The sequence below is a fragment of the Paenibacillus sp. MCAF9 genome, assembly GCF_052114265.1.
Classification (GTDB): domain Bacteria; phylum Bacillota; class Bacilli; order Paenibacillales; family Paenibacillaceae; genus Pristimantibacillus.
The window spans coordinates 167,453-185,652 of sequence record NZ_JBFREL010000007.1 but is presented as its reverse complement, the minus strand read 5'-3'; the positions used below and the strand labels follow the sequence as shown (position 1 = coordinate 185,652).

At 44.9% G+C, this 18,200-nt stretch carries 22 protein-coding genes; 2 read left to right on the top strand and 20 right to left on the bottom strand.

All coding sequences use genetic code 11. From position 1 onward, the window contains the following. Nucleotides 1-71: 71 nt before the first annotated feature. Both prfA and ychF read right to left on the bottom strand, forming a co-directional pair. Nucleotides 72-1,142, bottom strand: a complete 1,071-nt coding sequence (gene prfA / locus AB4Z45_RS14925) for a peptide chain release factor 1 (RefSeq protein WP_076266276.1) — start codon at nucleotides 1,140-1,142, stop codon at nucleotides 72-74. Nucleotides 1,143-1,380: 238 nt separating this feature from the next. After that, nucleotides 1,381-2,481, bottom strand: coding sequence for a redox-regulated ATPase YchF (ychF, locus tag AB4Z45_RS14920; protein ID WP_076266277.1), 1,101 nt, complete (start codon nucleotides 2,479-2,481; stop codon nucleotides 1,381-1,383). Between the two features lie 350 nt (nucleotides 2,482-2,831). Between ychF and AB4Z45_RS14915 the strand changes: the two genes are divergently transcribed. Then, nucleotides 2,832-2,975: a hypothetical protein gene (locus tag AB4Z45_RS14915; protein ID WP_441910152.1), complete on the top strand. Its 144-nt coding sequence runs from the start codon at nucleotides 2,832-2,834 to the stop codon at nucleotides 2,973-2,975. 92 nt (nucleotides 2,976-3,067) lie between these two features. On the opposite strand, the gene AB4Z45_RS14910 is transcribed toward AB4Z45_RS14915, so the two are convergent. From AB4Z45_RS14910 to AB4Z45_RS14880, 7 genes are all read right to left on the bottom strand, one after another. Then, entirely contained in the window at nucleotides 3,068-5,452 is a 2,385-nt protein-coding gene (locus AB4Z45_RS14910) for a YcdB/YcdC domain-containing protein (RefSeq protein WP_441910151.1), read from the bottom strand. A gap of 140 nt (nucleotides 5,453-5,592) precedes the next feature. Further along, entirely contained in the window at nucleotides 5,593-6,852 is a 1,260-nt protein-coding gene (locus tag AB4Z45_RS14905) for a phospholipid carrier-dependent glycosyltransferase (RefSeq protein WP_441910150.1), read from the bottom strand. 32 nt (nucleotides 6,853-6,884) lie between these two features. Further along, nucleotides 6,885-7,229: an EamA family transporter gene (locus AB4Z45_RS14900; RefSeq protein WP_339205425.1), complete on the bottom strand. Its 345-nt coding sequence runs from the start codon at nucleotides 7,227-7,229 to the stop codon at nucleotides 6,885-6,887. Beyond that, nucleotides 7,229-7,573 carry a DUF2304 domain-containing protein gene (locus AB4Z45_RS14895; RefSeq protein ID WP_054025487.1) on the bottom strand — a complete coding sequence of 115 codons (345 nt, stop codon included), beginning with the start codon at nucleotides 7,571-7,573 and terminating at the stop codon, nucleotides 7,229-7,231. Before AB4Z45_RS14895 ends, AB4Z45_RS14900 begins: the two co-directional genes overlap by 1 nt. 51 nt (nucleotides 7,574-7,624) lie before the next feature. Next, nucleotides 7,625-8,407, bottom strand: a complete 783-nt coding sequence (locus AB4Z45_RS14890; RefSeq protein WP_441910148.1) for a glycosyltransferase family 2 protein — start codon at nucleotides 8,405-8,407, stop codon at nucleotides 7,625-7,627. Between the two features lie 284 nt (nucleotides 8,408-8,691). Continuing rightward, nucleotides 8,692-9,003 carry a thioredoxin gene (trxA, locus tag AB4Z45_RS14885; protein ID WP_054025488.1) on the bottom strand — a complete coding sequence of 104 codons (312 nt, stop codon included), beginning with the start codon at nucleotides 9,001-9,003 and terminating at the stop codon, nucleotides 8,692-8,694. A gap of 73 nt (nucleotides 9,004-9,076) precedes the next feature. Next, nucleotides 9,077-9,496, bottom strand: coding sequence for an RrF2 family transcriptional regulator (locus AB4Z45_RS14880; protein ID WP_076266281.1), 420 nt, complete (start codon nucleotides 9,494-9,496; stop codon nucleotides 9,077-9,079). A gap of 303 nt (nucleotides 9,497-9,799) precedes the next feature. Between AB4Z45_RS14880 and AB4Z45_RS14875 the strand changes: the two genes are divergently transcribed. Continuing rightward, a complete protein-coding gene (locus AB4Z45_RS14875) occupies nucleotides 9,800-10,009 on the top strand; it encodes a hypothetical protein (RefSeq protein ID WP_441874673.1) in 210 nt (69 codons plus the stop codon). Between the two features lie 66 nt (nucleotides 10,010-10,075). Here AB4Z45_RS14875 and AB4Z45_RS14870 read toward each other — a convergent pair whose 3' ends face one another. From AB4Z45_RS14870 to AB4Z45_RS14820, 11 genes are all read right to left on the bottom strand, one after another. Continuing rightward, nucleotides 10,076-10,753 (bottom strand): protein kinase domain-containing protein, encoded by a 678-nt coding sequence (locus AB4Z45_RS14870; RefSeq protein WP_441910147.1) that lies wholly within the window; start codon nucleotides 10,751-10,753, stop codon nucleotides 10,076-10,078. A gap of 129 nt (nucleotides 10,754-10,882) precedes the next feature. After that, nucleotides 10,883-11,206, bottom strand: coding sequence for a DMT family transporter (locus tag AB4Z45_RS14865; RefSeq protein WP_441910146.1), 324 nt, complete (start codon nucleotides 11,204-11,206; stop codon nucleotides 10,883-10,885). Between the two features lies 1 nt (nucleotide 11,207). Beyond that, nucleotides 11,208-11,645, bottom strand: coding sequence for a DMT family transporter (locus AB4Z45_RS14860; RefSeq protein ID WP_441910144.1), 438 nt, complete (start codon nucleotides 11,643-11,645; stop codon nucleotides 11,208-11,210). Continuing rightward, nucleotides 11,597-12,202, bottom strand: coding sequence for a TetR/AcrR family transcriptional regulator (locus tag AB4Z45_RS14855; protein ID WP_339205428.1), 606 nt, complete (start codon nucleotides 12,200-12,202; stop codon nucleotides 11,597-11,599). The genes AB4Z45_RS14860 and AB4Z45_RS14855 overlap by 49 nt, the downstream gene beginning before the upstream one ends. Nucleotides 12,203-12,359: 157 nt before the next feature. After that, nucleotides 12,360-12,797, bottom strand: a complete 438-nt coding sequence (locus tag AB4Z45_RS14850) for a hypothetical protein (protein ID WP_441910143.1) — start codon at nucleotides 12,795-12,797, stop codon at nucleotides 12,360-12,362. After that, a complete protein-coding gene (gene hisC / locus AB4Z45_RS14845) occupies nucleotides 12,797-13,858 on the bottom strand; it encodes a histidinol-phosphate transaminase (RefSeq protein ID WP_441910141.1) in 1,062 nt (353 codons plus the stop codon). Before hisC ends, AB4Z45_RS14850 begins: the two co-directional genes overlap by 1 nt. Before the next feature lie 74 nt (nucleotides 13,859-13,932). Beyond that, nucleotides 13,933-14,385 (bottom strand): VanZ family protein, encoded by a 453-nt coding sequence (locus AB4Z45_RS14840; protein WP_441910140.1) that lies wholly within the window; start codon nucleotides 14,383-14,385, stop codon nucleotides 13,933-13,935. A 3-nt stretch (nucleotides 14,386-14,388) separates the two neighbouring features. Next, complete coding sequence (locus tag AB4Z45_RS14835) at nucleotides 14,389-15,102, bottom strand: metallophosphoesterase family protein (protein ID WP_441910139.1); 714 nt, start codon at nucleotides 15,100-15,102, stop codon at nucleotides 14,389-14,391. Next, nucleotides 15,099-15,605 (bottom strand): GNAT family N-acetyltransferase, encoded by a 507-nt coding sequence (locus AB4Z45_RS14830; protein ID WP_441910138.1) that lies wholly within the window; start codon nucleotides 15,603-15,605, stop codon nucleotides 15,099-15,101. Before AB4Z45_RS14830 ends, AB4Z45_RS14835 begins: the two co-directional genes overlap by 4 nt. A 152-nt stretch (nucleotides 15,606-15,757) precedes the next feature. Next, nucleotides 15,758-16,360, bottom strand: coding sequence for a molybdenum cofactor guanylyltransferase (gene mobA / locus AB4Z45_RS14825; RefSeq protein WP_441910136.1), 603 nt, complete (start codon nucleotides 16,358-16,360; stop codon nucleotides 15,758-15,760). 77 nt (nucleotides 16,361-16,437) lie between these two features. Further along, nucleotides 16,438-18,111: a glutamine--tRNA ligase/YqeY domain fusion protein gene (locus tag AB4Z45_RS14820; protein ID WP_441910134.1), complete on the bottom strand. Its 1,674-nt coding sequence runs from the start codon at nucleotides 18,109-18,111 to the stop codon at nucleotides 16,438-16,440. Nucleotides 18,112-18,200: the final 89 nt, after the last annotated feature.

The window sequence follows — 18,200 nt, the reverse complement described above, 5'->3', positions numbered from 1 at the left end:
TCCCCAAACCGAACAAAACGCCAGACCGCTGATTGCTTATTGTAAGCAACCAGCGACCCAGCGCAAATTTGTTAAGCCATTTCACGTTCCATAAGATCAGCTTGCTCTGCAATCGTCAGGGAGGAAATAACCTCTGTCAAATCGCCGTTCATCACTGAATCCAGCTTATGAAGCGTTAATCCGATACGGTGATCCGTTACACGGCTTTGCGGGAAATTGTATGTGCGAATACGTTCGCTGCGATCTCCCGTTCCAACCTTGCTCTTACGCTCGCCCGCATACTTTGCTTCTTCCTCTTGACGGCGAACATCAGAGATACGTGCACGAAGCACGGCAAGTGCCTTCGCTTTGTTCTCATTCTGTGATTTGCCATCTTGGCAAGTCGCCATAATGCCGGTTGGAACGTGCAATACACGTACCGCGGATTTCGTCGTATTAACGGATTGACCGCCCGCTCCACTGGAGCAGAACGTATCCACGCGAATATCCTTGTCGAAAATTTCAATCTCCACATCTTCAACCTCAGGCATAACAGCTACCGTAGATGTTGATGTATGAATACGGCCGCCTGATTCCGTTACTGGAATCCGTTGTACGCGATGAGCGCCGCTTTCGAATTTCATCTTGCTGTACGCGCCTTTGCCCGTAATCATAAAGATTACCTCTTTAAATCCGCCAACGTCGTTCTCGCTGAAATCCATTAGCTCTACACGCCAGCCTTGTGCATCAGCAAACTTTGTATACATACGATATAACTCATATGCGAACAATGCTGCTTCGTCTCCACCAGCCGCACCACGAATTTCGACAATAACGTTCTTGTCATCATTAGGGTCCTTCGGCAATAGAACGATACGAATTTGCTCATCAAGCTCAGCTTGGCGTTTGCTCAATTCGTCGATTTCCATTTTAACCATTTCACGCATTTCGTCATCGAGTTTCTCAGCTTGCATCAGCTTAGCGTCGTCCAGCTGCTCGGTAACTTGTTTATATTCCGTAAAGGCATCATATGCCTCTTGTAAATCCGACTGCTCCTTGGAAAGCTCTCTAAGCCGCTTGGGATCACTGGATACATCTGGATCACACAATAGCTCACTCAGCTTCTCATACCGGTCTGCGAGTGCTTGTAAACGGTCAAACACGATCATTCACCTCTGTTTATTCCATTAGGATAATGTTCATTATACCATATCATCGAGTTTCTATCGACTGCTGGTTTCGATTTACAGCCAGCTAATCATGCCCATTTTTACGAACCGCCTCAATCTTCATATGCCAGGCAACCGCCATTGGTTACTGAGCATCCAGCAAGATCCTGATTGCAACAAAACCCTGTAAGCGCAAAGCTGCACTTACAGGGCTCTATTATTCCCCTAATATTTACACGTTAAAACGGAAATGGATAACATCGCCGTCACGAACGACATATTCTTTGCCCTCAAGACGAACTTGCCCCTTCTCACGAGCCGCTACCATCGAACCCGCAGCTGCAAGATCTGTAAAGGAAACAACCTCAGCACGAATGAATCCACGTTCGAAATCGGTATGAATAACTCCAGCCGCCTGCGGCGCTTTTGTTCCACTGCGAATCGTCCATGCGCGAACCTCTTGTACACCTGCTGTGAAGTAAGTGTATAGGCCAAGCAGTTTGTAAGCCGCACTGATCAAACGGTTCAAGCCCGACTCCGACATGCCAAGCTCCTCAAGGAACATTTCTTTGTCTTCGCCTTCAAGCTCAGCAATCTCAGCTTCAACCTTCGCGCTGATTGGTACAACTTCAGCACCTTCAGCAGCTGCGAATTCGCGTACTTTTTGTACGTACTCATTGCCGTCTGAATTTGAAACCTCGTCTTCGCTCACGTTAGCGGCATACAAAACCGTCTTCATTGTCAGCAAATGCAAATCACGAACAAGCAGTTTCTCATCATCGCTCAGCTCTAGGCTGCGAGCAGGCTTATCGTTGTACAACGCTTCCTTGATGCGTTCAAGCACTTCGATTTCTTGAGCAACTTTTTTGTCTCCGCCCTTAAGGTTTTTACGGGAGCGTTCAATCTTTTTATCAACCGAATCAATATCCGCCAAAATAAGCTCCAAATTAATCGTTTGAATATCGCTAATTGGATCTACCTTGCCAGATACATGCGTAATGTTGTCATCTTGGAAGCAGCGAACCACATGAACAATGGCGTCTACCTCGCGGATATGCGCCAAAAACTTATTGCCCAATCCTTCACCTTTGCTCGCGCCAGCAACCAAGCCGGCAATATCGACAAACTCAAACGCTGTAGGCACGATGCTTTTAGGAACAACGAGCTCAACCAGCTTGTCCAAACGCTCATCCGGTACTTCAACAACACCAACGTTAGGATCTATTGTACAAAAAGGATAATTGGCAGATTCTGCTCCTGCTTGCGTAATTGCGTTAAACAATGTTGATTTGCCGACGTTGGGCAAACCTACTATTCCTGCTTTCAATGCCATGCTATAAGACACCCCTATTTTCCCGAAAGTAAACAACTCCAGCTATTATACCCCAGCGTCACCTACTTTGAAAGTGCCATCCGTTAAGCCTAAACGGCATTTGATGGCTTCCTTGGCAAATGAAGACGGTTTTCTGATCGATAAAAGCATTGTATGTTGTGAAAACCTATAAAACCCTGATTTGAACAGACGTTTGTTTTTAACCCGTTTTATACCCCTAAACGGTATCTTATTTGTGCCTCGCCGCAAGATAGTCACTGCTGAGAATGATAAGCCGCGCTTCGGAAATACTATGTTGGCGCTGGCTTAAGCTGTGCACGCAAGCACCTAAAATTTGAGGAGGCAAGTTAATGGAAAATCAGACTCATAATGGCAATTACAAAGGAACGACGAATATGAAAGCCAAAAATCAAGATATGGCATTCGTAAACGATACCATTGAGGATACAAAATCTGTAACAAATTTTACCTCGAAAAAGAAGAAAACGGATTAAAGGATAATTTCCGAGCCCTTATCTATAAAAAACCTGGATCTACAAGCGTATCATCCACTTGTAGAATCCAGGTTTCTTGTATGAAGAATACATTACATCCGAAGCGGCGCTTCTTGCAGCTCTGCGCGCGATTGAAGGTAACGGAAAAACGCTACCGATGCTTCGCCTCGCGTCACTTGTTTCTTAGGCAAAAACTTGCCATCGGATAGGCTCATAATTTTGAGACCTACAACAATGGCTGCCTGCCCCTTATTCTGGATCTGATCCGAGTCTTTAAACGAGGCTTTAAAAATATGATCATAATTCGCAAGCGCATTATAACCAAGTGCTCGCACGATAAGCTCAGCCATCTCATCACGGGATACTTTACCGTTAGGGTTAAAGGAGCCATCCCCAACATCTATCAAATTTTGTTCCAATGCACTTTCAACATATACGAAATAGCTGGAATCCGCAGCTACATCGTTAAATGAGCCTTCACCTTTCAGCTGTTTACTAGAGGACATGGCGAGCGGCGATACTCCGCTGCTGCGCGCTAGCACCAGCATTTTAATCAACTCTCCGCGTGTAACGGCCTCATTAGGACGTACAAGACCATCTTTCACATCAAGCGCTTTGTATGCAACCATTAGTTCAAGCTGACGCTGTGCAAAATGTCCATCAATATCCTTAGCCTTTGGTTTCTCGAGCTGTGTGACATCACCTGTTTCCCGATTTCGCCAGCCGCCTGTCTCCGCATCGAGGAACACCGACTCATCCATTAGCTTAGGCACTAATTGATAAACTAGTTCTGCTTCTGTCTTTCTATCCACTTCGTCGCCTCTTATTTCTCCTGAAGCAATCATCAACTTATATTTTTCAATTGGAATAGGCTGCCCGTTCCATGCGAAGCTTTGCACAAGCCGATACGTAAGCTGTGTTCGGTAATAATTCAGCCAGTTGTCAACTGCCTGCTCCTTCTTAATCAAGGCAGGAGCCTCAGCTGGATATTCAAAGTTTGACAAATTAGCATCGTAATTTACAACTTCCCCAGTGCTTGAATGAATCGACAAGTTAATGTTGTCATACTCAACCACTGCGCCATGGATTTTGTGTACAAAATTGAAATAGTATTGACTAGGTTGCCCTGCGACAATCCCCTCATATTGCTTCGGATCAGGTTTGACCAAATATAGCTCATCCGTCAGCCATGGCAGACGTTTCTTAATCGCTTCTACCGCTGCTGTTGACGCTTGCTCTAGCGTCACCTTTGTCCCGCCTGATTGACTTTGTTCGTTATACATATACGTATTGAAATGGCGAACCTCTCCAGTGCGACCGTTAACGGAAGCTGAAGCTGAGCCCACTTCCTTGCCATCCTTTTTCACTGTCCAATTCAGCTGCCAATAGGCTTCGGTTTCACCCGTGCTCTCATTGCTATTTTCACTGTAGTTGGAACCATTCAGCTCCACCCCTGCCGGCAGCGCAAAAGCAGCTTTTACCGCATCTATCGCTTGCTTCTCGGTAACTGCCCCCGCCTTCGGCTTTTCGCCTAAAGGTTTCTCGGATATAGGAATTTCCGATATCGTTCCCGCTCTAAAATAATTTTCTCTCGACTGATCCTTTAACTGGCCAGTCACCGCATCGATCGATATAGGCTGAAGCTCGTAACTAAGCAAAGGTTTCCTTTTCCCCTGCATATTGTAAGGCACGATATAAGCTAGCAGTGGAGCTGCTGCTGCCCTCAGCTTTTCATTTGCCTCTGCTGCCGACAGCTTTGCATCTACTTTTGGGAAAATAATTGTATCATCCCACTGCAAGGAAAATCTTCGGACATGCCCCTCACTATCCACTTCAAGCTCTATGTAGTTATCTACATAGGGTATGTCATTCACCAAACGATCATAACGAATGGAATGCACAACCTCACCCGTTAGCGGTGGACGCAGTTGAACACCATAGTCAGGATTGTATTGAATTTGTCCTTTATAATCAGCTGCGATTTTATCTATGAATTGGAGCGCAATCTGCTGAGCGGCATCACGTTCAACCTTAAGCGGATACGTTGGTTTGGCAGATGGGTTATCGGTATAAGAGTTGAACTCAAGAAGCTGACCTTTATCCGCATGAATACGAACGTAGATGCTTCCCAAATGCTTGCCGTTCACCTTTTTCACGAAATCCAGTCCCCAAGCATTGCGTTTGCCGCTAGCCATCACTTCCATATTAAGACTAGCTCCTTGGAGGACATACTCCTTCGGAATGCTTACATACTGCCTCGCTAGCGCTTCCGCTTTCTCCTTCGTTATTGCTACATCAACTGGAGCTGCAAATCCTTCTTTCATGATGTCTCCTTCCGACGATGGCACGGCTTTTGCTGCTGCATTCGTCACTGCTGGCTTGTTTGAGCTTTCAGCAAATGCCGTTGCTGGCAACATACTCATAAGCATCGCTGTTGATAGCACTACCGCAAGCCTCTTTCGATGATTGATCCTCACTGCTTCACCCTCCAATGCTTTTCCAATTTATTCATAAATTAGACGCGCCATACATTGCGGAAGTTGCACAATAAGCGAAAAAAGACTGCCCCAAGGCGCTTGTCCTTTAGGCAGTCTTTGATAATATACAGTTAAAACTGCTACGCCGTTTTTCTACGTTCAATATATGCCCATATTTTTTGCAAAATATAAATACCGAGCCAAGAGAACAATATAATAAACAGGGGCATAACGGTAAAGTTATAACGATATTCCGGTACGAACACAAGTCTAATCATCGTCATGACGAAGATGACCACCGCCAGCATGGCTGCAGGATGTCTCCATCTCCATATCAGCGCAAGCAGAGGAATAATCGTGCTGTATATAATCAGTACATGCAAGTATGCTACCTTCGGATAAGCATGGTATAAAGGAGCATGTCCCGAGCCGAAGAACATATGCGTATAAGTATATTTAAGCTTTCCTACCGTATACCATTTTACATATTTCCAGGTTTGCTGCGTGAAGCCTGCTTTGATGCGCGCCCAAGCGACCTCATCCTGCGTCAATCCCGTTGGATCAACGATCTTGTCTGTATAATCTTTATTCGGATAAGTACCCGCTTTGAACGGATTGGACTGTGAAGCAGTCAATACAAACTCATTTAATGAAACGACATTCCTTATCCACCAAGGAAGCATCGTAGCCGATAGGCAGAGCCCCGTAATAACACCCATTAATAGAACTTTTTTGAAAATAGCCCATTTGGAGACCTCGGTCTGCACACCCGATTTCTTCTTGTACCATTTCTGAAGCAAAAACACTCCGTACAAAGGAACAAAAATCGGTAGAAATTCCGCCCTAACAAGTACTGTCAGGCCTAACAAGATACCCGCTAGCGCAGCATCGCGCTTTCGTTCCGTACGAAAGGCATATAACTGCATAGACAGATAGGCCATTAAGAGAAATAATGCGAGCGTTTCTGTGAGAACTGCTCCATTTGCCCAAATAAAGGGATGATAAATTGCACTAATAAAAAACGCTACAATAGCAACCCATTTGTTTCTTGTTGCCTGCATCGCAATCATATAAATGATAATGAGTGTAGCCATGCTAATTAACACCTGTACCCAACGAATAAGCGGGAACGGCTCTACGCCGATTTGATCAGCCACTAAATACATACCAGTCATAAATAGTGGATAACCCGGTGTTACCCTTGCATTTGGAACCTCTTCCTTGTAGGCGTAAATGCCTTCATCAAGCAACCGGTGCACCATCTCATCGTAATACTTCGAATCATGTGAAATGTTATGTTTGACCGATGTAAGAAAATCAACCCTCAGCCACAAGGCAAGCATAAAAATAAGAACGATCGCTATCGTCCATGCTTTGTTTTTCCTAACCCATTCCACCACGTAAATTGATCCTCCCCAATGTTGAAAGCGGCTTATTTCCAAGCGAGTACGATTACACCCGCCAAAATAATAGCTGCGCCTATCCAGCGCTGCAGCGGTACCGATTCGTTAAATATAAATACAGCTGCAACCAGCGCTATTACATAAGCCAAGCTTTGCAGCGGATAGGCAAGGCTAAGCGGAAGCTTCTTAAGTACGTACAACCAAAGAACGGTAGCAATTCCGTACAAAACAAGTCCCGACCATATATGAGGCGACCACAATAACGAGACCCATGTGTCGCCTTTCGCCGTATCCATTTTGTTCATTCCTGTTTTCCACAATAACTGGCCAGAAACAAGCAGCAAAATATTAAGAAACAATATGATATATGCCATTATGAATCCGACCTTTTGCGTTCATGCAGCTCGTGATGTAAAATTCCAAGCTCTTGTGTAAGACGAATAACCTTCTCTGACAATTTGGATACAATGACTGTAAGATGCAAAATAAGCATAATACAAAATAAAATTCCGACTAGAAAAAGCAGCGCCGGTGCATAAGCAATACCAATCGCGTGGGCCAGCGTATCAATAATCTGGACGCGTACAGACAAAATCAGCATCACTACACCAAACAACAGCCAGAGCATAGAATACTGCTCACGGAGCAATCTCCGGTTAATCAACATAATCAGCACGAACAAAAAAACCACACTTGTGATAATCCACAAGGCTTGCATGGTGTATCCTCCTTAAAGTTTGCAGAGCAAACTCTCATCGTAAGCATTTTTCTAAGATTGAACCTCGACTGGCTTCGTTGCTTTCAAGCTGCGAATGAATAGCGACAATGTTACCTTAACCATATAATAAACCGAACGCATCGCATTTATTGATGACGTACCGCCTGTACGTGCTTCCATCACGACAGCTACCTCGCTTGTACGCAATCCGCTGCGATGAATGAGCACGATGGAATCCACTTCTGGATAGTCTGTCGCATAATCGCTTTGGAATACAGCAATCGCACGTTTATTTGCAGCGCGGAACCCTGAGGTAACGTCCAGCACACGTTTGCGTGTCATTGCAGTAACAATAGTAGATAAAATCTTGATGCCGACTCTGCGCGTTGCAGAGGACAAGAAGCCGGTTTGTTCAATAAAACGTGAACCAATCGCCAAATCCGCTTTCCCGCTAAGCACGGGGTCCAAAATCAAATGAAGCTGCTCCGCCTTATGCTGACCGTCGCCATCCACTTGAACGGCAACATCATAGTCATAACGATGGGCATAACGATATCCCGTCTGCATAGCTCCGCCGATGCCCAAATTGGTCGGGAGTGTAATAACAGAAGCACCGTTCGCTTCAGCTACTTCACGTGTACGGTCTTTGGAGCCATCATTAATGACCAGAATATGAGCAGTTGGGCAATGTGTCTTCACATCATGTATCACATGGCTTATGCTGTGCTCTTCATTATAAGCCGGAATAATGATCAAAATTTTTGAAGATGTTATACCTTGCCGCAGGGACTCTCCGGTAACCGTTTTGTCCTTTTTCGTACTGACTGCGTTCACTACATCACCACTCCATAAATCAAAGTTAGGGTACGCTGCTGCGTACAATTATTTTTAATTCTACTAACTAAATTAGTATAAAGCAACAGATAAGGTTGGTATAAACGCTTATTATTTCCTTAACATTTGCTTAATTAGGTCGAATTTTACATTCACAATTAGAACCTTTTATACCAATATTATCTTACTGAAAATAAGAGTTTCCAGAAAAAAAATATCGCCTGACACCAGTTGCTCACTGATACCAGACGATATTAAGACGGTTATTTATTACAAAATGTTGCTTACATTTGGCCGGAAATTTTTGCTTTCAAAGCATCTTTGGATTGTACGCCAACCATTTTGTCAACGGGTTGACCGTCTTTGAACAAAATCAATGTTGGGATACTCATTACGCCGAATTGTGAAGCAAGTTCTGGCTGCTCGTCAACGTTAATTTTAGCAATTACTGCTTGGCCTTCCAGCTCAGCGGAAAGCTCCTCAACGATTGGTAGCTGCATTTTGCAAGGTCCACACCAAGGTGCCCAGAAATCTACAAGGGAAACGCCGTTTTGAATGGACTCGTTAAAGTTTTCTTTCGTCAATGCTACTGCCATTTCAATCATCCTCTCCAAACAATGTGTATGATAAAGGGAATACCCGTCTCACCGTTAAATGAAACATCATTTGCTAACCGCATGCGTGAATTTGCTTCAACACATCCTGAATCGTAATCGCGCTAAAATGACTTTCCAGCTGCTTCTCCGCTGTACAAAATATGCCGAACATCACTTGATTCATATTCGACCCAACAACACAATCCATCTCTGGGTTGCCCGAGCACCAGCTCGGAATTAGCGAGCCTTGTGCCATCACGCGATAGATATCGGCAAGTGTTACCACATTCGGGTCAATCGTCAGCCTATAGCCGCCTCCTGAGCCTTCACGGGTATCCACATATCCACTGCGGCGCAAACCACCCATTACCTTGCGAACACGAGCAGAATGTGTGCCGACATTCTCGGCGATCATATCGCTGCTAGCCATTCTTTCCGGTAAATAAGCCAAGTAAACGAGACTGTGTACGGCAATCGTAAATTCGCTGTTCACTGTTTAAGGGCCTCCCTGCTTTATACTGTAATTTTATCCGTTACAGTTAAGTTTGTCAATAGGTCAGGTCGCCATCTCGCTTTCTTAGGATACGGCAGGAGCAATCACGTTATTCCCCAACAGATTTTGGATTAAAGGCAAATGTTTTTTTGGGTTTTCTGTCATGTTTGAAGGCTTCTGCTGAATAAATATGAAAGGTGCATCCTTATTTGATTTGAACGTATAAGAAGACATTCAAATCCAATGGGCACATGGCTTCCTACACTAGTTTTACAATGTAAAACTTTAAGGAGGTGACGCATAATGGCGTTATTTTGGAATCGATGGATAGTCATTCGTACGGAAGGGGGTTCTAGATCGGAGCTCATAGACCGATTGGAAGCTCATTTCAAAACTAATGGATTGAAAACCAAAATCACCATTGAGGGCAATTCCTTGAAACGGATTCATGTGCTTAAAAAGGATGCCGATCTCGCCAAGACGCTGCTGGACGCGTTTGACGAGGAGCATTAAGATGTGCGGCAAAGCTTTGCCAAGCAGCGGCACCCTTGCAGGGCAGCCGCTGCTTGTGCTGCTTCCCTAGGACGAGCGTCCCACTACGGATGAATTCCTCATAAAACGATAACCTTTGCGAACGCCGTTCAGCACCCATTCGGGAACCGGAATCGGTTTTTTGGATAGAAAAGGCATGTAAATACGATTGTAGGCTTTCTTCAAATCATCCCACATCGTGCAAGGCTCTTCCTTCAAAAAATCTGAAATATCAAGTACGATGCCTCGTCCATCCTTGATCATTACATTTTTTCCATGCACATCATGAGGGAACAAACCGCGGGATCTTGCATACTCCAGCGCTTGATCAATATCTTCTATTGCCTTTTTTGGTATTGCTGCTCCATCAATGATGCACTGATATAAGGTCTTTCCCTTTAGTCGCTTTAAAACCAGATAATAATGGCCTTTATATTCTCCGGCATGATAACAAGTTGAAAAAGCAGGATGAGTGCCAATTCTCCGGTAAACCTCGCATTCACTCTCCCAGCCGTCGCGGCCTGGCGCATAAACCTTCACAGCTATATCCGAGTAATCCTGATGTGTAAATACGCCGGCGTAATTGCCCGCCCCAAGCAGTCTCCAACCATGCGGCGTCTCCGCTACTCGGATTGGATTTGTGGGGTCAACGCTATCAAGCACAAGCTCCGAGAGCAATGACTGCTCCATAAGAGCTATAAACGTATTCAGCTGCTTCTCCTCCATAGTAAGTACTCCTCTTCTCCCTATCTACATACATGCTTTCCTTTCATTGTAAGACCAGCAGCTGCAAAAATAAAGACCGCACCAAAAAGCTTTACAGCCCTTTTGCACGGTCTCGCTTCACACTTGATCCTAATGGCCTCCACTTACTACTTTCAGCCCGATAACGCCTGAAATAATCATAGAGAGAAACAGCATCTTGCGCCAATTTCTCGACTCTCCAAAAACCACCATACCCAGCACTACGCTGCCTATAGAGCCAATTCCGGTCCATATCCCATATGCCGTACTAATTGGTATCGTCTGCAACGCTTTAGATAAGAAGAAAAAGCTCACGAAACCAGCGCCAATCGCCCCTACCGTTCCCTTCCAGCGTTTAAAGCCATCAGAGAGCTTCATGAAAGTAACGCCGGCGACCTCGCCGAAGCCTGATATGATTAAAAAGACCCATGCCATTTTATGAACCCACCTTATCTTGTTCTATGTTGGTTACAGCCTTTGGTGCTTTGTCAGGAGCCGGCTTGTCATTTGACACAAGCTTAAGTCCAACTATGCCCCCTACAAGCAATGCGATAAAGAACAAGCGCCAAAAATCAGCCGGCTCATTCAGTATAATAATGCCTGCGAGAACAGTGCCTACTGTTCCAATTCCCGTAAACATAGCATAGGCAACGCCAATCTCAATCGTACGCATTGCGCGGGCAAACAGCATAAAGCTTATGGCAAGCAGCACCACTGTTATTATGCTTGGAACAAGCACTGTAAAGCCCTCCGAATATTTGAGGCCAAACGTCCAGCCTACCTCAAGAAACCCCGCTAATAATAAAAAGACCCATTGCATTTTTTTCAATCCTCTCTCGCTGTCATCGTCCAAATCTGCCATAATGATTGCCACACCATTTGCTTCCTTTTCTCAAGCAGCTCTTTTCCATATATTTGATTCTCAACAAGGATGCCATCTACACATACATAAAAGGTAGCAATTAACCGTTCCGTCTCTTCCAGGTTAAACAACCCTTGCGACGCTCCCTTTTCCAGCACGCTAATAATTCCCTTGTTCAGCTCATACTCATAGCGCAATAAATCTTGATTGAGCTGTTCGCGCAAATGGCGCGGCGGTACAAGCATCGTTTTCTTCAAGAAAGCTTGACCTGTCGTTAAATGAGTGAGATCGGTAAAAAAAGTAAACAGTCGATGTACTTGCTCCTTAATCGGCGCCTGATCCATATCTTGAAGAAGCTCTATAAACTGATTATGCTCTTCAACAATCATTTCCTGAATGAGCTGCAAGAACAGTTGTTCTTTCGATTTATAATGTGCATATATGGACGGCGTCTTAATGCCCACTGCCTTAGCAATTTCAGACAAGGATGCCCCCTCATAGCCTGATTCTGCAAACATCGTCAGCGCCGCCAGCTTTATACGTTCCGACGTTGTTAATTCAGCACTCATGTCATTCCCTCCGATCCGCTTTCGTTCCCCTGCCTAACGAACGTTAGTTTTTACAAATTTTAAAATGAAATAATCATTTAGTCAAGATGAAAATAACGATCATCAAATAAAGCCATGCATGCTCCCCCTTCATTGGAGATCATACATGGCTTTATTGTTATTGCTTTGAGGCTTGGCTATATTTCTTCCAAAGGGTAGATCCTCCATTAAAGATCATGCCGAGTGTAATGCCAAGCAGCGTAACGATAACGTTCAAAATAAGGCAGTAAACAAGCAGCAGTCCAAAATCGACCGTATTGTCCGAAAGAGGAAGCACTTGGCTTAGTATAAATGCGAGAAGCACGCTAAACGGGATCCAGAACAAAAATATGAAGATCGGAAAGTACCAATGCTGATTTCGAAAAAACTTTACGATCGGCAAAGAGAACGCAATAATCATAATCATGCAAATGATGTAGCTCTGCTCCACAATCCCGCTATAATAATAAGCTGTATATAGAAACACATTACTCACAGCAGCATAGATGGCACTTAAAGCTAGTACCAACCGCATCGACCGCCGAAACAACAATTGCTCCTTCGTAACCTCTTCCATTACTTGCCTACGATTTCTTGGAGTGCCCGAATAAAGGCATCCATTTCTTCATCCGTTCCAATGCTCACCCGCAAATATTCATTAATTCGAGGTTGATCGAAATACCGGACCAGCACGCCCTTATCGCGCAGCTGCACAAAGATGTCCTTAGCTGCTATCGTTTTATGCGAAATGAAGACGAAGTTTGCCTTCGAGTCTGTTGCAGCAAAGCCGAGCTCCTTCACCTGCTCCGTTACACGTTCTCGTGTAGCAATGACCTTCTCCGTCGTATCTCGGAAATAAGCGTCATCCTCAAGAGCAGCAATGGCGCCTGCCAAAGCAAGCCGATCCATCGTATAGGAATTAAATGAATTTTTGATTCGGTTCAATCCATCAATCAACTCCTCGCTGCCAAAAGCAAAACCAACGCGAAGGCCAGCGAGCGAACGGGATTTCGAGAGTGTTTGAACGACAAGCAAATTCGGATAGTCGTGAATAAGCTCCACTGCTGATTGTCCGCCGAAGTCAATGTACGCCTCGTCGATGATAACAACCTGATCAGGATTGCTTGCAAGCAATGTACGTATATCATCGAGCGGAAGCAATTGAGCCGTTGGCGCATTCGGGTTCGGTATGATGATACCACCGTTGTCCGAATGGAAAGCTTCGACTTGAACGTTAAATTGCTCGTCCAATGCGATAAGCTCTGTCTGCAAGCCATATAACTTCGCATACACCTTATAGAAGCTGTAAGTAATATCAGGGAACAGTACCGTCTTAGCCGGATCAAAAAAAGCTGCGAAAGCAAAAGCTAAAATTTCATCAGAACCGTTGCCTGCAAACACTTGCTCTGATCGCAATCCGTAATAGGAGGCAGCTGCTTTCACGAGCCCCTCGCAAGTAGGATCAGGATATAGCCGCAGATCAGCATTAGCTGCTCCTTTGATCGCATCAATTACCTTCGGAGATGGCGGGTACGGATTCTCATTCGTATTCAGTTTGATATACGTCTTATCCTTAGGCTGCTCGCCTGGGACATACGGCACCAGTGAAGCAGTAAGCGGACTCCAAAATTTACTCAATGACATTTCTTCCTTTCGTAATCGATATTTCTATCGCTTCTTTTCAATTATTTTAACATTAAAAGATTTGTTAATTACAGAGTCCGACGAACGACAAGCCTAGTCATCAGCAGTCCAAGCAGCGCGCCAAACGTATTAAGAATAATATCGTCAATGTCGAAGCTGCCCACCCGCGTCAACATTTGAGTAAGCTCAACGGCTGTAATCAACATAATCGTGACCATTGTCAGTCTAAATACTTTCAAGTACTTCTTATTTAATAAGGGCAGGAATATGCCGATCGGTATGAACAAGACAATGTTTCCGAATAAGTTTTTGAACCAAATGTCAGGATTGAAATGATCATAATGGATGATATATTTTTTTACCGTATAAAGCGGTACCAAATTATAGTTATACCCCTCGCCAAAATGACGGCCACGATGAAATAAAAGCCAGCACATGATCAAGGTGTAGAACAAAGCAATTACGGTAATCAACATATTCAGCAGAGAGCTTTTGAATATGGCTTTCGAATACCCGCGCATCCCTTACAATCTCCAAGGGACAGAATACACGTTAAACTCTGCCGCTCCTGTAATCGCTAGTCCGTTAAGCTGATGTCCTGTTGCACATCCTCCGTCAACGCCAATCTTCCCTGCGCCAAACCAAACATCTGGTTTTCCATGAATATCGATGGTTTTTGTATGGCCGAAAATAACCGTTTTTTCTACATTGGTCGGCCTCTCAAGGAATGGTTGTTTTATGTAAAGAAAATCTCTAGCAGGCTGCTCTTTCCAATTCAAGTAATTCGGATTAAGACCCGCATGTACATATATAAAGTGTTCATCCTCATGATAATAGGGCAGGTTGTCCAGAAAAGTCATATGATGCGCGTAACGCTCCTGAACAGCTATTTTGGCTTGATCGATAACATACTCAATCGGACCTTGCTTAATGCCAGCATAGCTCTCTGCGGTTTGCCTGCCGCCATGGCCGGTAAACTTAAGCAGCGCCTGCTCGCTTCGCTCCAGCATAACATCAACGAGCCTCTCGTCATGATTGCCTTGAATGGCAATTGCTCCATCCTTTTGGACTAAGCCGATGACCTGCTCTACCACTTCTCTGCTTTGCGGCCCCCGATCAACGAAATCACCAAGCAGCATAAGCTGATCCTCGCCGGGACAATAATTCATACGTTCAAGCAAATCATTAAAAGGTGTATAACATCCATGAATATCACTAATCACAAGCGTTCGCTTCATATACGCCTCCCCGAGATCACCAGATCTCTTTCTACACCGTCCAGTACCGCTACCTTAGGCAAATGACCCCAAACCTCAAATCCAAACTTACGAAGCAGAGCGAGGCTCGGCTCATTATGTCCAAATACAAAACCAAGCAGCGTATTTATCCCCAAGCCCGGACTTGCCTCAATCGCTTTCTGAATCAGTACCGTTCCAAGACCAAGCTTACGGTATTCTTCCGCTATATAAATGCTTATCTCGGCAGTCGCATTGTAAGCCGGCCTGCCATAAAACGATTGGAAACTAAACCAAGCTGCGATTTCCCCTTCAATCGTTAATACCCATAGCGGCCTGAAATCAGGAGAATGGTCATCAAACCACGCTTTTTTGCTAGCTACAGTAGCTGGCTCAAGATCAGCCGTCACCATTCTGCTTGCAATTGTTGAATTATAAATATCAACAATACGCCTTAGATCACTTAGCTGCGCATCGATAATTTCATATTTGAGTTCTTTGGTCATACCTGCCACCTCTTACCCTTCTACGTCTAGATGGATGCTGCTTTAAATAGGCCTATTACAACTTTGACAAATTATATCACATCGCTGAATGTTTAAGCATCTATGCTGCATGGTAGATTCCGTCTAATTCCGCCTATAAAGGGCGAGCTTCTTCAGTCCCCTTGTTCCTGCCTATACTTGTTATAATCTTCAGGCGTGTTGAGATTCGTAAAAACAGATACCCCGTGCTGCTCTAACTGAGAAACCTCGATGGTTTGAAGCCGGTGCAATAGACCCATGAGACGATAATCTTGATCCTTTAGCGCTTCCTCTATTTGAACTGCAATGCTAGCATGATAGAGAGCATGGAAAGGCTGGTCAGACGCATGGATTACGTCTACCCCTTTTTCCACATGAGTCATTAGCTCAGCCAGCAATCCTTCGGACAATTGCGGCATATCACACGCCATAACAAATACATAACCCTCTGAAATCATGGACAAACCCGCGTGCATTCCCGATAACGGGCCGCATTTTGGATAATGATCCGTCACGAAGCTTACCGTCTCTCCTAAATCTTCAAGGCTTTTACGATAAAGCTCTTCACGCTCAGGCGATCCTACTGAAACAACTACATGCTGCACAAGCTCTGTTAGCTGTTGTACGAGACGATATAGGAGCGGTTTGCCTTCAATAAGCAGCAGCGCTTTGTCGGCTCCCATTCTCGTGCTTAAGCCTCCGGCTAGTATTAAGCCATAAATATTATGCTTCGCCATCTTCTCATCCCCCTCTAAACAGAAAGAAAGCCTGCCGAGCACTCAGGCAAGGCAGGCTTGTATTATTTTTGACGGGTTTACGCCTTGGACGGATCGAACGAGCTCTTTAATGAAACGATTCGGTTGAAGGCAAGCTTCTCACTTGTTGTATCCTTCGGATCTACATTAAAGTAGCCGTGACGGAAAAATTGGAATTTATCGCCGCCGACTGCATCTTTCATATTAGGCTCAACAAAGCCTTGCAATACTTCAAGTGAATTCGGGTTGATGCATTCCATGAAAGGTTTGCCTTCATCTTCCGCTTCGCTCGTAATGAGCGGTTCAAACAAACGGAACTCAGCAGCTATCGCCTGAGAAGCTTCAATCCAGTGGATGGTGCCTTTCACTTTACGTTCATTAAAGCCGGATCCGCTCTTCGTCTTCACGTCATAGGTACAGCGCAGCTCAATCACATTGCCCTCTGCATCCTTGATCGCCTCTTGGCATGTAATGAAGTAAGCATGTTTTAGACGCACTTCATTGCCAGGGAACAGACGGAAATATTTGTTCGGAGGATTTTCCATGAAATCATCCTGTTCAATGTATAGCTCACGCGAAAACGGAATTTGACGGATTCCCATCTCTTCGTTTTCTGCATTATTTTCGGCATCAAGCAGCTCGGTTTGACCTTCTGGATAGTTTGTAATGACCACTTTAAGCGGACGCAATACAGCCATCGTACGAAGCGCCTTCAGCTTCAGGTCTTCTCTTATAAAATGCTCCAGGTTGCGCTCATCCACTAGGCTGTTGCTCTTCGATACACCGATCTCACGGCAGAAAGCACGCAGCGATTCCGGTGTATAGCCTTTGCGGCGCAAACCGCTGATCGTTGGCATACGCGGATCATCCCAGCCGTCTACAGCCCCTTCATCCACCAATTGCTTCAGCTTGCGCTTGCTCATAACGGTGTTCGTTACGTTCAGGCGGGCAAATTCATATTGATGCGGTGTGGAAGCCATCTCACATTCAGCTATCGTCCAATCATAGAGTGGACGGTGGTCCTCAAATTCCAGCGTACAGATCGAGTGCGTGATGCCTTCAATGGCATCGCTTAGCGGGTGAGCATAGTCATACATCGGATAGATGCACCAAGCATCTCCCGTGCGGTGATGATGCGTATGCGCAATGCGATACAGCACAGGATCACGCAATGTGATGTTCGGTGAAGCCATATCAATTTTTGCGCGCAGCACCTTTTCGCCGTCCTTAAATTCGCCTGCGCGCATGCGTGCGAACAAATCAAGGTTTTCCTCTACTGTACGGTTCCGATACGGGCTTTCCTTGCCAGGCTCAGTCAACGTGCCGCGATATTCGCGCATTTGCTCAGCTGTCAGATCACATACATATGCTTTGCCCTTTTGAATAAGAAACACCGCACGGTTGTAAAGCTCTTCAAAATAATCGGAAGCAAAGCGAAGGTCGTCCCATTCGAAGCCAAGCCAGCGAACATCCTCTTGGATGGACTCTACATACTCAGTATCTTCTTTTAACGGATTCGTATCGTCAAAACGCAAGTTTGTCTTGCCCTTGAATTCATCAGCCAGCTCAAAGTTCAAGCAAATCGACTTGGCATGTCCAATATGCAAATAGCCATTTGGCTCTGGCGGAAAACGAGTGACGATTTCTTTCACTTGGCCGCTCTTCAAATCTTCGACTACGATGCTTTTTATAAAATTCGAGGATGAGGACTTGTTATCTACTGCATTCTCCATCTGCGACCAACCTTTCCCACGGAAAATATTTATCCTCTTATAATACACAAATTCCCGTCAAATTATAATACTTAGTATGTATCAGCCAC

Bases quoted from the DNA above. Each gene is read 5' to 3' on its own strand.
- ychF (WP_076266277.1), bottom strand. From the start codon at position 2,481: ATGGCATTGAAAGCAGGAATAGTAGGTTTGCCCAACGTCGGCAAATCA.
- AB4Z45_RS14915 (WP_441910152.1), top strand. From the start codon at position 2,832: ATGGAAAATCAGACTCATAATGGCAATTACAAAGGAACGACGAATATG.
- AB4Z45_RS14900 (WP_339205425.1), bottom strand. From the start codon at position 7,229: ATGGCATATATCATATTGTTTCTTAATATTTTGCTGCTTGTTTCTGGC.
- AB4Z45_RS14895 (WP_054025487.1), bottom strand. From the start codon at position 7,573: ATGCAAGCCTTGTGGATTATCACAAGTGTGGTTTTTTTGTTCGTGCTG.
- trxA (WP_054025488.1), bottom strand. From the start codon at position 9,003: ATGGCAGTAGCATTGACGAAAGAAAACTTTAACGAGTCCATTCAAAAC.
- AB4Z45_RS14875 (WP_441874673.1), top strand. From the start codon at position 9,800: ATGGCGTTATTTTGGAATCGATGGATAGTCATTCGTACGGAAGGGGGT.
- AB4Z45_RS14870 (WP_441910147.1), bottom strand. From the start codon at position 10,753: ATGGAGGAGAAGCAGCTGAATACGTTTATAGCTCTTATGGAGCAGTCA.
- AB4Z45_RS14865 (WP_441910146.1), bottom strand. From the start codon at position 11,206: ATGGCATGGGTCTTTTTAATCATATCAGGCTTCGGCGAGGTCGCCGGC.
- AB4Z45_RS14855 (WP_339205428.1), bottom strand. From the start codon at position 12,202: ATGAGTGCTGAATTAACAACGTCGGAACGTATAAAGCTGGCGGCGCTG.
- AB4Z45_RS14850 (WP_441910143.1), bottom strand. From the start codon at position 12,797: ATGGAAGAGGTTACGAAGGAGCAATTGTTGTTTCGGCGGTCGATGCGG.
- AB4Z45_RS14840 (WP_441910140.1), bottom strand. From the start codon at position 14,385: ATGCGCGGGTATTCGAAAGCCATATTCAAAAGCTCTCTGCTGAATATG.
- AB4Z45_RS14835 (WP_441910139.1), bottom strand. From the start codon at position 15,102: ATGAAGCGAACGCTTGTGATTAGTGATATTCATGGATGTTATACACCT.
- AB4Z45_RS14830 (WP_441910138.1), bottom strand. From the start codon at position 15,605: ATGACCAAAGAACTCAAATATGAAATTATCGATGCGCAGCTAAGTGAT.
- mobA (WP_441910136.1), bottom strand. From the start codon at position 16,360: ATGGCGAAGCATAATATTTATGGCTTAATACTAGCCGGAGGCTTAAGC.
- AB4Z45_RS14820 (WP_441910134.1), bottom strand. From the start codon at position 18,111: ATGGAGAATGCAGTAGATAACAAGTCCTCATCCTCGAATTTTATAAAA.